Origin of the sequence: uncultured Streptomyces sp., assembly GCF_947488945.1 — a bacterium.
Taxonomy (GTDB): Bacteria; Actinomycetota; Actinomycetes; order Streptomycetales; family Streptomycetaceae; genus Streptomyces.
Genome location: NZ_CANLBS010000004.1, coordinates 420,133 through 432,530, shown reverse-complemented (window position 1 = coordinate 432,530; position 12,398 = coordinate 420,133). Strand labels below are relative to the sequence as shown.

Here is a 12,398-nt window from a genome sequence, read left to right as displayed (position 1 = left end):
AGCCAGTAGAACCGGCGTCGCACCCCAATGAGGGGGCCACGGGCACACGCCCGGGGCCAAGGAGGGTGGTACCGCGGGAGCCCAGTCGCTCTCGTCCCTCCGACGGAAGTGGAAGACGTCCGCCGGAGGAAGCCCGAACATGACATCGCCGCTGTACCGCCAGGTGCCCGCCCAGGTCGACCTGCCCGCGCTGGAGCACGCCGTGCTCGATTTCTGGCGCGAGGCCAAGGTCTTCGCCAAGAGCCTCGAACAGTCCGAGGGCCGCCCCGAGTGGGTCTTCTACGAGGGCCCGCCGACCGCCAACGGCATGCCCGGCGCCCACCACATCGAGGCCCGCGTCTTCAAGGACGTCTTCCCCCGCTTCCGCACCATGCAGGGCTACCACGTCGGCCGCAAGGCCGGCTGGGACTGCCATGGCCTGCCGGTCGAGCTGGCGGTCGAGAAGGAGCTGGGCTTCACCGGCAAGAAGGACATCGAGGCGTACGGCATCGCCGAGTTCAACGCCCGGTGCCGCGAGTCGGTGACCCGCCACACCGACGCCTTCGCCGAGCTGACGACCCGCATGGGCTACTGGGTCGACATGGACGACGCCTACCGCACCATGGACCCGGAGTACGTCGACTCCGTGTGGTGGTCGCTGAAGGAGATCTTCAACAAGGACCTGCTGGTCCAGGACCACCGCGTCGCCCCCTGGTGCCCCCGCTGCGGCACCGGTCTCTCCGACCACGAGCTGGCCCAGGGGTACGAGACGGTCGTCGATCCCTCGGTCTTCGTCCGCTTCCCGCTGACCTCCGGCCCGCTGGCCGGCCGGGCCTCGCTGCTGGTCTGGACGACGACCCCCTGGACCCTGGTCTCCAACACCGCCGTCGCGGCCCACCCGGACGTCGCCTACGTGGTCGCCACCAACGGCGAGGAACAGCTCGTCGTCGCCCGGCCGTTGCTGGAGAAGGCGCTCGGCGAGGGCTGGGAGCCGACCGGCGAGACCTTCACCGGCCGCGAGATGGAGCGCTGGAGTTACGAGCGCCCGTTCACCTTCATCGACTTCCCCGCCGAGGCGCACTACGTCGTCAACGCCGAGTACGTCACCACCGAGGACGGCACGGGTCTGGTCCACCAGTCCCCCGCGTTCGGCGCCGACGACCTCCTGGTCTGCAAGGCGTACGGCCTGCCCGTGGTCAACCCGGTCCGCCCGGACGGCACCTTCGAGGAGGACGTCCCGCTGGTCGGCGGCGTCTTCTTCAAGAAGGCCGACGAGGCGCTCACCGAGGACCTGGCCGCGCGCGGCAAGCTGTTCCGCCACGTCCCCTACGAGCACAGCTATCCGCACTGCTGGCGCTGCCACACCGCGCTGCTGTACTACGCGCAGCCGTCCTGGTACATCCGCACCACGGCGGTGAAGGACCGGCTGCTCCAGGAGAACGAGAAGACCAACTGGTTCCCGGACTCGGTCAAGAACGGCCGCTTCGGCGACTGGCTGAACAACAACGTCGACTGGGCGCTCTCCCGCAACCGCTACTGGGGCACCCCGCTGCCCATCTGGCGCTGCGAGGACGGCCACTTCACCTGCGTCGCGTCCCGCGCCGAGCTGACGGAGCTGACCGGCGCCGACCAGTCCGGCCTGGACCCGCACCGCCCGTTCATCGACGCGATCACGTTCACCTGCACCCACGAGAACTGCCAACTGGAGGCGTTCCGCGTCCCGGAGGTCATCGACGCCTGGTACGACTCGGGTTCGATGCCGTTCGCGCAGTGGGGCTACCCGTTCAAGAACAAGGAAATCTTCGAGTCGCGCTACCCGGCGCAGTTCATCTCGGAGGCCATCGACCAGACCCGCGGCTGGTTCTACACGCTGATGGCCGTCGGCACCCTGGTCTTCGACAAGTCCTCGTACGAGAACGTGGTCTGCCTCGGCCACATCCTCGCCGAGGACGGCCGGAAGATGTCCAAGCACCTGGGCAACATCCTCCAGCCGATCCCGCTGATGGACCAGCACGGGGCCGACGCGGTCCGCTGGTTCATGGCGGCCGGCGGTTCGCCGTGGGCGGCCCGGCGGGTCGGTCACGGCACGATCCAGGAGGTCGTCCGCAAGACGCTGCTGACCTACTGGAACACCGTCGCCTTCCAGGCCCTCTACGCCCGCACCTCCGGCTGGGCCCCGTCGGCCGCCGACCCGGCGCCCGCGGACCGCACGGTCCTGGACCGCTGGCTGCTCGGCGAACTGAACACGCTCGTCGACGGGATGACGCAGGCGCTCGACGGTTTCGACACCCAGCGGGCCGGCAAGCTGCTCTCCGCCTTCGTCGACGACCTGTCCAACTGGTACGTGCGCCGGTCCCGGCGCCGCTTCTGGCAGGGCGACGCGTCGGCGCTGCGGACGCTGCACGAGGTCATCGAGACGGTCACCCGGCTGATGGCCCCGCTGACCCCGTTCATCACCGAGCGGGTCTGGCAGGACCTGGTCGTCCCGGTCGACCCCGACGCCCCCGAGTCGGTCCACCTGTCGTCGTGGCCCGTCGCCGACCCGGCGGCCGTGGACCCGGAGCTGTCCTCGCGGATGGCCCTGGTGCGCCGCCTGGTGGAGCTGGGCCGCGCCACCCGTGCCGAGTCCGGCGTCAAGACCCGCCAGCCGCTCTCCCGCGCCCTGGTGGCCGCCTCCGGTTTCGAGGCGCTGCCGGCCGACCTCCGGGCGCAGATCACCGAGGAGCTCAACGTCTCCTCGCTGGCCTCGCTCTCCGAAGTGGGCGGTTCGCTGGTCGACACCACGGCCAAGGCCAACTTCCGCGCGCTGGGCAAGCGGTTCGGCAAGGGCGTCCAGGCGGTCGCCAAGGCCGTCGCCGAGGCCGACGCCGCCGCGCTCTCCCTCGCACTGCGCGAGGGCCGGGCGTCGGTGGAGGTGGACGGCGAGACGGTGACGCTCGCCCCGGACGAGGTCATCATCACCGAGACCCCGCGCGAGGGCTGGTCGGTGGCGTCCGACTCCGGCGCCACGGTCGCCCTCGACCTGGAGATCACCCCGGAGCTGCGCCGCGCGGGCCTGGCCCGTGACGCGATCCGCCTGATCCAGGAGGCCCGCAAGAACAGCGGCTTGGACGTGGCGGACCGGATCGCGGTCCGCTGGACGTCCGCCTCCCCGGCCACGGCCGAGGCACTCACCGAGCACGCGGCGCTCATCGCGGACGAGGTGCTGGCCCTGGACTACGCGCAGGGCGACGCGGACGAGAGCTACGGCTCCCCGTTCACGGACGAGCCGCTCGCCCTGACCTTCCGCCTCCGCAAGACCGTCTGACCCACCCCGTCCCACCCGCGGGCCCGCCCGGAACCCTCCGGCCGGGCCCGCGGCACATCCCGCCCGCCCGCCCGCTCCCGACCGCTCCCGCACCAACCCAGCCCCGCCGACGCTTGAGGCGCAGGGCCCCGCCCGGTCGCACCCGCCCGCTCCCGACCGCTCCCGCACCATTCCAGCCCCGCCGGCGCCTGAGGCGAACCCGCCCAGCCCCGTCGGCGCTTGAGGCGCGGGGCCGGGGCGGAGCCCCCGCACGGGCCCGGCCCACGGCAAAGGGCCGGGCCCCGGGGAAATCCCCAGGACCCGGCCCTTTGCCTGCCGACGGCTACGCGCTCAGGGAGCGCGCCCCGCTCAGTTGTCGTCCTCGTCGATCAGGAAGCCGCGCATCGGCGACGGCGCCTGCTGCATCGGCTGCGGCGCCTGCGGCCGCACCGGTGCCATCGGCTGCGTCATCGCGGGCGACATCTGCTGCTGCCCGCCGTAGGACGGACCCGCGCCCATGGACGGGTTGCCGCCCATCTGCTGACCACCGTGGTTGCCGGAGCCCATGCCGTGGCCCATGGCGCCCGCACCGGCCGGAGCCAGCGAAGGCGACGGCGGCAGCGAGGCGGCTGCCGGGGTGCGCGGCGGCGCCAGCGAGTCGTCGGCCTGGGTCTCCAGCTGACGCAGCTGGCTCTCCAGGTACGACTTCAGGCGGGTGCGGTACTCGCGCTCGAAGCCGCGCAGGTCCTCGACCTTGCGCTCCAGCGTCGCGCGGGCCGACTCCAGCGAGCCCATCGCCACGCGGTGCTTCTCCTGCGCGTCCCGCTCCAGCGCGTCCGCCTTGGCGCGGGCGTCCCGCTCCAGGCCCTCGGCGCGGCTGCGCGCCTCGCCGACGATCTTGTTGGCCTCGGAACGGGCCTCCGCGATCGCCTGGTCGGCCGTCTGCTGCGCGAGCGAGAGGACACGGGCGGCGCTGTCGCCGCCGGGGCCCTGCTGCTGCGGCGGCTGCATCTGCTGCTGCTGCATCTGCTGCATCTGCTGCTGTTGCTGCATCTGCTGCATCTGCTGCGGCGCGTGGCCGCCCATGGGGCCGCCCATCGGGCCACCCATGGGACCGCCCTGCATCGGGCCGGGACCCTGCGGGCCGGGACCGTGGCCACCCTGGGGGCCTTGGCCGCTGGGACCGGCGGGCAGCTGCGGCGGGCCCATCTGGGGGGCCTGCTGCTGCTGGACCGGCGGACCCGATATGGCGGCGGGGACGGGGGCCCCCGGCCGGTCCTGCTGCTCCGGCGGCTTGCGCATGCCCTGCTGCTGCTGGTTCTGCGCGGCCGCGCGCGTGGCGGCGGCGAGCTTCGCCCGCAGGTCCTCGTTCTCGCGGAGCAGCCGGGTCAGCTCCGACTCGACCTCGTCGAGGAAGGCATCGACCTCGTCCTCGTCATAGCCTTCTCGGAGGCGGACGGTCGTGAACTGCTTGTTCCGCACGTCCTCGGGGGTCAGCGGCATCTCTTCTTCACCTCTACGTAGTCGTCGGCAGTCGGCAAGACCGTATCGCTCACAACCTGATCACGATGCTGATCAGGATGTAGACGATGATCATCAGAACGAAGAAGGACAGGTCGAGTGCCACGCCCCCGAGACGCAGCGGCGGGATGAACCGCCGCAGAAGCTTGAGCGGTGGATCGGTGACCGTGTAGGTGGCCTCCAGGAAGACCACCATCGCCTTGCCTGGCTGCCATGAACGTGCGAACTGGAAGACATAGTCCATGACCAGCCGGAAGATCAGCACGATGAGGAAACACATCAGCGCGATATAGACCACATCGAGTGCGACGCCCATTGTCCGCGCTTCCCTCTCCCCTGGCTCTCGTAGCTCCGGCCTCGCGGCCGGCTCCGGCCCTTCGGCCGGTCGTTCCCGTTGTCGTGTCTCAGCTCTGGTTGAAGAATCCGCCCTCTGCGATGCGGGCCTTGTCCTCCGCCGTGACATCGACGTTAGCAGGCGACAACAGGAACACCTTCTGCGTCACTCGCTCAATGCTGCCATGAAGCCCGAAGACGAGTCCCGCGGCAAAGTCGACAAGTCGCTTCGCGTCCGTATCGTCCATCTCCGTGAGATTCATGATCACCGGAGTGCCCTCACGGAAGTGTTCCCCGATGGTACGGGCCTCGTTGTAGGTCCTGGGGTGCAGTGTGGTGATGCGGTACGGCTCCCGCTCGGAGACGACCTTGGGCATGATCACGGGTGCGTTCTTCTCCATGTGGGGACGTTCAGGTGTGATGGACGCCACGGGTGCGATCCGGGCGGGTCGCCCGCTGTCCGCCGGAAGCTGAACTGGCTCGCGCGGGGCGGGGGGTTGCACCACTCGTACCGGTTCGTCCCGTTCGCGTTCGCGCTCCACCTGATGCGGAGGCTGGTGCCGTCGCCGGTCGCGCTCGGGCTCCGGCTCGGGTTCGAATTCATCGTCGGGGTCGAACCCCGGACCGTCGTACCCATCGTCCTCCACGAGGCCGAGGTAGACCGCCATCTTGCGCATCGCGCCGGCCATGCTCCGAGTCCTCCGCTCTGTGGTGGATCGGCATTCGTCACCAAGTGCCAGCGATCCACGGTGGCCTGCCCGTTTTGAGCGGGAATGACCATATTTTGTACTGTGGTCCGACTTGCTTCGCGACGTTACCCGAGCCGGGGTCGGACTCCGAGTACCGCCGTACCGACGCGTACATGTGTCGCTCCGGCCGCCACCGCGTCCTCGAGGTCCGCACTCATCCCCGCGGAGACCATGTTCGCAGCAGGATGGTCGTCGCGCAGGCGGGATGAGATTTCCATCAGCCGGTCGAACGCGGCCCGTTGCCGTCCCGCGTAGGGCCCGGCGAGCGGCGCGACGGTCATCAGTCCGCCGAGCCGCAGTCCCGGCGCCGCCGCCACCGCGTCGGCGAGAGCGGCGACTTCCTCCGGGGCGACCCCGCCCCGCTCGCCGCGTCCGCCGCTCTCCGCGTCCAGCGCGACCTGGATCAGGCAGCCGAGTTCGCGGCCCTGGCGCTCCGCCGCCGCCGACAGCGCGGCGACCAGCTTCAAACGGTCGACCGACTGCACCATATCGGCATAACCGGTCACGGAACGGACCTTGTTGGTCTGCAACTGACCGACGAAGTGCCAGGTGAGCGACAGGTCCGCGCATTCCGCGGCCTTGGGGGCGGCGTCCTGGTCCCGGTTCTCCGCGACGTGGCGGACGCCGAGTCCGTGCAGGATTCGCACGTCGTTCGCGGGGTAGGTCTTCGTGACCACGATGAGGGTCACGTCGTCCCGCCCGCGTCCGGCCGCGGCGCAGGCGGAGGTCAGACGCTCCTCAACCCGTGCCAGGTTGTCGGCGAGTTGTTGCTTACGGTCCGTCATGCCCTATCCGTCCAGCCATGCATATCCGGCGAGCCGCCCCGTGGTGCGGTCGCGCCGGTAGGAGAAGTGGTCGCGCGATTCCCGCGTGCAGACGTCCGCGGCCCGCAGATCCCGCACGCCGAGTTCGGCGAGCTGCGCGTGGACCCCGCCGGTGACGTCCAGAGCCGGGGTGCCCCAGCTCGTCTCGGACCAGGCGGCGGGGACGGTCGCGGCGACCTCCGCCCGCATCGCGGCCGGGACTTCGTAGCACCGGCCGCAGACCGCCGGGCCGGTGCGCGCGACGATCCGGGCGGGTTCGGCCCCGAGGTCCCTCATCGCGGCGACCACCGAGGGCACCACCCCGGCCACCAGGCCGGGACGGCCCGCGTGGGCGGCGGCGACGACCCCGGCGGCCGGGTCGGCGAGCAGGACGGGCGTGCAGTCGGCGGTGAGCACCGCGAGCGCGAGGCCGCGGCGGGCGGTCACCACCGCGTCGACGGCCGGGACCGCCTCGCCGTCGGTCCACGGACCCTCGACGACGGCGACGTCGCGCCCGTGCACTTGGTTCATCCAGACGACATCGGCCGGGTCGAGGCCGAGCGAACCGGCCGCGCGGGCCCGGTTCGCCAGCACGGCGGCGGGGTCGTCTCCGACCGCGCCGCCGAGATTGAGCTCCTCGTACGGAGCGGCGCTCACTCCGCCCCACCGGTCGGTGAAGGCGAAGTTCGCGCCGCGCGTACGGGCCACCGCGAACCGCTCGGGGTCCGCGGGCACTGCCTGGTGCCGGTCTATCACTTCAAGAAGTCCGGAACGTCCAGCTCCTCGACCTGGCTGTCCTGGTAGGGACGGGCCGGCGGGACGTGCGGCGGGCTGACCGGCGGCAGGTTGTCGTTCGCCACCGGGGCGGGCTCGACCGGGGCCGGGGCCTCGTCGCGCGGGGGGACCGATCCCAGTCCGCCGCTCGGGCGGACCGGCTCGGCGGCCCTGGGGGGCTGCGGGGACTCCTCGCGCTTGGCGGAGTTGGCGCCGAGCACGTTCTCCCGGCGGGCCGGCGGCTGGCCGCCGTCGAAGCCCGCGGCGATCACGGTGACCCGGACCTCGTCGCCGAGCGCGTCGTCGATGACCGCGCCGAAGATGATGTTCGCCTCGGGGTGCGCCGCCTCGCTCACCAGCTGGGCGGCCTCGTTGATCTCGAAGAGACCGAGGTCGCTGCCGCCGGAGATGGAGAGCAGGACACCGCGGGCGCCGTCGATGGACGCCTCCAGGAGCGGCGAGGAGATCGCCATCTCCGCGGCGGCCACCGCGCGGTCGTCGCCGCGGGCGGAGCCGATGCCCATGAGCGCCGATCCGGCCTCGGACATGACCGACTTGACGTCGGCGAAGTCGAGGTTGATCAGGCCGGGGGTGGTGATGAGGTCGGTGATCCCCTGGACGCCGGAGAGCAGGACCTGGTCCGCCGACTTGAAGGCGTCCAGGACGCTGACCTGACGGTCCGAGATGGACAGCAGGCGGTCGTTGGGGATGACGATGAGGGTGTCGACCTCTTCGCGGAGTTCGGCGATGCCGTCCTCCGCCTGGTTCGCGCGTCGCCGGCCCTCGAAGGTGAACGGGCGGGTGACCACGCCGATCGTCAGGGCGCCCAGCGAGCGGGCGATGTTGGCGACGACGGGCGCGCCGCCGGTGCCGGTGCCGCCGCCCTCTCCTGCGGTGACGAAGACCATGTCGGCCCCCTTGAGGACCTCCTCGATCTCCTCACGGTGGTCCTCTGCCGCCTTGCGACCGACTGCCGGGTTGGCCCCGGCGCCGAGGCCGCGGGTCAGTTCGCGGCCGACGTCGAGCTTGACGTCGGCGTCGCTCATCAACAGGGCTTGCGCGTCCGTGTTGATGGCGATGAACTCGACGCCCTTGAGACCGACCTCGATCATTCGGTTGATGGCATTGACACCACCGCCGCCGACACCGATGACCTTGATGACTGCGAGGTAGTTCTGCGGTGCTGCCACGTCGAAGGCCTCTCGCCTCGAGTTACGTGTCGTCGCTCGCCGGGTATACCGGGGCGACGACTGATGTCGATGGGGACGGTCCGAACGCCGACCCAAACCCTAACGCTCAAGTTTAGGGTTACCAGTGTGTCCGCTACTTGGACTTCTTGGACTCTTCCGAACAGGACACTAAGTCGACAAGTGGCGCACGTTCAACGAACACGCCGAACCTCCCGTTTTTCTTTTCACCCTATGTGATCACCCGTAGCGCTGACCAACCAGGGTGCTGGCCAGGCAACATACGCGTCAACTCTCCGACACCGCGGGCGCGGTGGGTGCACTCACGTCGAAGTGTCCGGCTTTGGGAGCCGCTTTCATGAGAGCGGTGAGGACTTTCGCCTTCTCCGCACCCTGTTCACCGCTTCCCCACACCACGTCGCGCCCGTCGGCCAGCTCCAGCGAGATCGCGTCGTACGAGGAGACCCGCACCTTCACGGTCTTCCCCGCGACCCTGTCCGGCAGGTCGCCGGCCACCCGGACCGCCTCGCGCAACAGACCGTCACCGCCGAACCGTCGCAGACTCGCGGACGGTTCGGGCTCCAGTTCCAGCAGCGGGACTCCCGCGGGGGCGGCGGACACCGTGGCGAAACGGACACCTTCTCCGTCCACTTCGACGAACTTTCCGCCCTTTTCCACCAGCAGGACCGGCTTTCGCTCGATCACCTTAAGTCCGATGCTGTGCGGCCATGACCGAACGACATCCACCGTGTCGATACGAGACAACTTCTGGCGCAACCTTTTCTCCAGCGCGCCGGTGTCCACGGAGACCAGCGGGTCGCCCACCGGGACGGCCGCCGCCGCTTCGACCTCCTTCGCCGTCAGCACGTCCGTGCCGGAGACGGTGACGCGCTCCACCCGCAGCCAGGAGGAGCCGTAGAGCGCCCAGATCGCCCCGGCCGCGAGCAGGACGGCCGCGACGGCGGCCAGCAGCAGGGTCAGCCGGCGGTTGGGGCGCCGCCGCGCCGGACCGGCGTGCGGCGGGCGCGCGGGGGTGTCCGCCCGCTTGTCCGAGCCGGGCTGTGCGGTCGTCGGTCCGGCCACGCTCGCTCCTTCGCCGGACCCGGGGCTCCCGCCCCGGGTCCGCAGGGCCTCACGCCTGGCGGCGTGCGGCGATCGCCTCGTACACCATGCCGACGAGCAGGTCGTCGGCGTCGCGCCGGCCGAACTCCGCGGCAGCACGGGACATTTCGTACAACCGGTGCGGGTCGGACAGCACCGGAAGGACATTGCCCTGCACCCACTCGGGGGTGAGCGCCGCGTCGTCCACGAGCAGACCGCCTCCGGCGTTCACCACCGGCTGGGCGTTGAGCCGCTGTTCGCCGTTGCCGATCGGCAGCGGAACGTAGGCGGCGGGCAGCCCGACGGCGGAGAGTTCGGCCACGGTCATCGCGCCCGCGCGGCAGAGCATCATGTCGGCCGCGGCGTACGCGAGGTCCATCCGGTCCACGTACGGTACCGGGATGTAGGGGGGCATTCCCGGCATGTTGTCGATACGCGGCAATTCGTTCTTCGGACCGACCACATGGAGGATCTGGATCCCGGAGCGCTGGAGCAGCGGCGCGACGCGCTGGACGACCTCGTTGAGGTGCCGGGCGCCCTGCGAGCCGCCGGAGACCAGCAGCGTGGGCAGGTTGGGGTCGAGACCGAACGCGGCGCGCGCCTCGGGCCGGACGCGGGCCCGGTCCAGGGTGGCGATGGTGCGGCGCAGCGGGATGCCGATGTAGCGGGCGCCGCGCAGCTTGCTGTCCGGCGTGGAGACGGCGACGCCGTGCGCGTACCGCGAACCGATCTTGTTGGCGAGGCCCGGACGGGCGTTCGCCTCGTGGACCACGATCGGCACCCCGGCCCGCTTGGCGGCCAGGTAGCCGGGGAGCGCGACGTAGCCGCCGAAGCCGACGACGCAGTCCGCCTTGGTGCGTTCGAGGATCTGCTCGGCCGCCTTGATCGTGCCGCGCAGCCGCCCCGGTACGGTGATCAGCTCGGGGGTGGGCTTGCGCGGCAGCGGAACGGCGGGGATCAGCGCCAGTTCGTAGCCGCGCTCGGGCACGAGCCTGGTCTCCAGGCCGCGTTCGGTCCCGAGGGCGGTGATGCCCACGGTCGGGTCCTGCCTGCGCAGGGCGTCCGCGAGGGCCAGCGCGGGCTCGATGTGGCCGGCGGTCCCCCCGCCTGCGAGTACGACATGCACCGAAATTCACCGCTCTCCGGACGTACGCTTCGTGACGCGCCGTCTCATCGTCTTCCATCTCACCCCGGGCTTCCGCATGGCCAGGGCCGTCTTCGCGGCGGGATCCTCCCGCGCGAACGCGATCAGGAGCCCGACCGCGAACATGGCCGGCAGCAAGGCCGACCCTCCGTAGGAGAACAGCGGGAGCGGGACCCCGGCGATCGGCAGCAGACCGAGCACCGCACCGATGTTGATCACGGCCTGCGCCGTGATCCAGGTGGTCACGCCTCCCGCGGCGTACCTCACGAAGGGGTCCTCCGTGCGTCCGGCCACGCGGATACCCGCATAGCCTAGAGCCGCGAAGAGGGCGAGGACCGACAGCGTCCCCGCCAGACCCAGTTCCTCCCCGGTGATGGCGAAGATGAAGTCCGTGTGCGGTTCCGGGAGTTGCCCCCATTTTTCCACACTCGCCCCGAGCCCCGATCCGAACCAGCCACCGGAGGCGAGGGCGTAGATTCCGTGCGCGGCCTGCCAGCAGCCGCCCGAGGCGTCGGGTTCGCTCACACCCATGCAGGCCAGCCGCGACATGCGGTTGGGGTTGGTCTTGATCAGCAGGAAGCCGATGGCCCCGGCGAAGGCGAGGACGCCGGCGAAGAGCCGGGTGGGGGCGCCCGCGAGCCAGAGCAGGCCGAACAGGATCGCGGTGAGAATGATCGCAGTTCCCATGTCGCCGCCGAGCATGATCAGGCCGAGCAGCATGAACGCGACCGGGACCAGCGGCACCAGCATGTGCTTCCACTGGGTCAGCAGCCGCTTGTCCTGCTTGCGGGCCAGCAGGTCGGCGCCCCACAGGATCAGGGCCAGCTTGCCGAATTCGCTGGGCTGCAACTGGAACGGTCCGCCGAGGTAGAGCCAGTTCCGGTTGCCGTTGACCGACATCCCTATGCCGGGGACCTGGACCAGGATCATCAGGAAGACGGCGCCCAGCAGCAGCGGGTAGGCGAGCGCGCGATGCAGCTTGGCGGGCATCCGGGCGGCGATCAGCATCAGCACCCCGCCGATGACCGCGGCGAGGAACTGCTTGCGGAAGAACCAGGTGCTGGGCTTGTCGAGTTCCAGCGCCTTGATCATCGAGGCGGAGTAGACCATCACGAGGCCCAGCACCGTGATGAGGAGGCTGGAGCCCAGGATCACGTAGTAGGCCGTGAGCGGGCGGTCCCAGGCCCGGCGCGCCTGCTCGAAGAGCCGTCGCCCGCCCCTGCCGCCGGACCGTGCCGGGGTCCGGGACGGGCGGCCGGCCGGCGCGGCGCGGGGGACGGCACGCCCGGACCCGGCGGCGGCCCGGCCGCGGGGCGCCGTGCCGGGGGCGCGTCCGGCTCCGGCAGCGGCGAGCGGCCCGTCCGTCCTCACCGCGTCCGCGGGTGCGCGGCGCGTTCCGCGTACGGCGGGGCTCTCGTCGGCCGGCATTGTCGCTGTCCCCTCCACTGCTCGTACCGGGGCCGGGCGCCCGGCCCGGACGGGTGTCCCGGGGTCACCGGGACGCCGCGGCGCGGAGACCGG

Annotated in this window: 10 protein-coding genes; 1 reads left to right on the top strand and 9 read right to left on the bottom strand. The window is 71.0% G+C overall.

What is annotated here, in order from left to right; translation table 11 throughout:
- The first annotated feature begins 139 nt into the window (after nt 1-139).
- On the top strand, nt 140-3,286 hold the full coding sequence (ileS, locus tag Q0994_RS08595) for an isoleucine--tRNA ligase (RefSeq protein WP_299531106.1): 3,147 nt from the start codon (nt 140-142) through the stop codon (nt 3,284-3,286).
- A 348-nt stretch (nt 3,287-3,634) separates the two neighbouring features.
- On the opposite strand, the gene Q0994_RS08590 is transcribed toward ileS, so the two are convergent.
- The 9 genes from Q0994_RS08590 to ftsW form a co-directional block, all read right to left on the bottom strand.
- Nucleotides 3,635-4,768, bottom strand: coding sequence for a DivIVA domain-containing protein (locus Q0994_RS08590; protein ID WP_299531104.1), 1,134 nt, complete (start codon nt 4,766-4,768; stop codon nt 3,635-3,637).
- 49 nt (nt 4,769-4,817) lie between these two features.
- Entirely contained in the window at nt 4,818-5,102 is a 285-nt protein-coding gene (locus Q0994_RS08585) for a YggT family protein (protein WP_299531102.1), read from the bottom strand.
- A gap of 88 nt (nt 5,103-5,190) precedes the next feature.
- Nucleotides 5,191-5,808 carry a cell division protein SepF gene (gene sepF, locus Q0994_RS08580; RefSeq protein ID WP_299531100.1) on the bottom strand — a complete coding sequence of 206 codons (618 nt, stop codon included), beginning with the start codon at nt 5,806-5,808 and terminating at the stop codon, nt 5,191-5,193.
- 125 nt (nt 5,809-5,933) lie between these two features.
- On the bottom strand, nt 5,934-6,653 hold the full coding sequence (locus tag Q0994_RS08575) for a YggS family pyridoxal phosphate-dependent enzyme (RefSeq protein WP_299531097.1): 720 nt from the start codon (nt 6,651-6,653) through the stop codon (nt 5,934-5,936).
- Between the two features lie 3 nt (nt 6,654-6,656).
- A complete protein-coding gene (pgeF, locus tag Q0994_RS08570; RefSeq protein WP_299531336.1) occupies nt 6,657-7,379 on the bottom strand; it encodes a peptidoglycan editing factor PgeF in 723 nt (240 codons plus the stop codon).
- Between the two features lie 44 nt (nt 7,380-7,423).
- On the bottom strand, nt 7,424-8,635 hold the full coding sequence (gene ftsZ, locus Q0994_RS08565; protein WP_299531094.1) for a cell division protein FtsZ: 1,212 nt from the start codon (nt 8,633-8,635) through the stop codon (nt 7,424-7,426).
- 285 nt (nt 8,636-8,920) lie between these two features.
- The gene (locus Q0994_RS08560) at nt 8,921-9,715 is read right to left on the bottom strand and encodes a cell division protein FtsQ/DivIB (protein WP_299531091.1); all 795 of its coding nucleotides are present in this window, start codon (nt 9,713-9,715) and stop codon (nt 8,921-8,923) included.
- A 49-nt stretch (nt 9,716-9,764) separates the two neighbouring features.
- Nucleotides 9,765-10,859 carry an undecaprenyldiphospho-muramoylpentapeptide beta-N-acetylglucosaminyltransferase gene (gene murG, locus Q0994_RS08555; RefSeq protein ID WP_299531088.1) on the bottom strand — a complete coding sequence of 365 codons (1,095 nt, stop codon included), beginning with the start codon at nt 10,857-10,859 and terminating at the stop codon, nt 9,765-9,767.
- A 6-nt stretch (nt 10,860-10,865) separates the two neighbouring features.
- Complete coding sequence (gene ftsW, locus Q0994_RS08550) at nt 10,866-12,305, bottom strand: putative lipid II flippase FtsW (protein WP_299531085.1); 1,440 nt, start codon at nt 12,303-12,305, stop codon at nt 10,866-10,868.
- Between the last annotated feature and the right edge of the window lie 93 nt (nt 12,306-12,398).

Coding starts and splice junctions, on each gene's coding strand:
- Q0994_RS08590 (WP_299531104.1), bottom strand. CDS start 4,768: ATGCCGCTGACCCCCGAGGACGTGCGGAACAAGCAGTTCACGACCGTC.
- Q0994_RS08585 (WP_299531102.1), bottom strand. CDS start 5,102: ATGGGCGTCGCACTCGATGTGGTCTATATCGCGCTGATGTGTTTCCTC.
- sepF (WP_299531100.1), bottom strand. CDS start 5,808: ATGGCCGGCGCGATGCGCAAGATGGCGGTCTACCTCGGCCTCGTGGAG.
- ftsW (WP_299531085.1), bottom strand. CDS start 12,305: ATGCCGGCCGACGAGAGCCCCGCCGTACGCGGAACGCGCCGCGCACCC.
- Q0994_RS08575 (WP_299531097.1), bottom strand. CDS start 6,653: ATGACGGACCGTAAGCAACAACTCGCCGACAACCTGGCACGGGTTGAG.
- ileS (WP_299531106.1), top strand. CDS start 140: ATGACATCGCCGCTGTACCGCCAGGTGCCCGCCCAGGTCGACCTGCCC.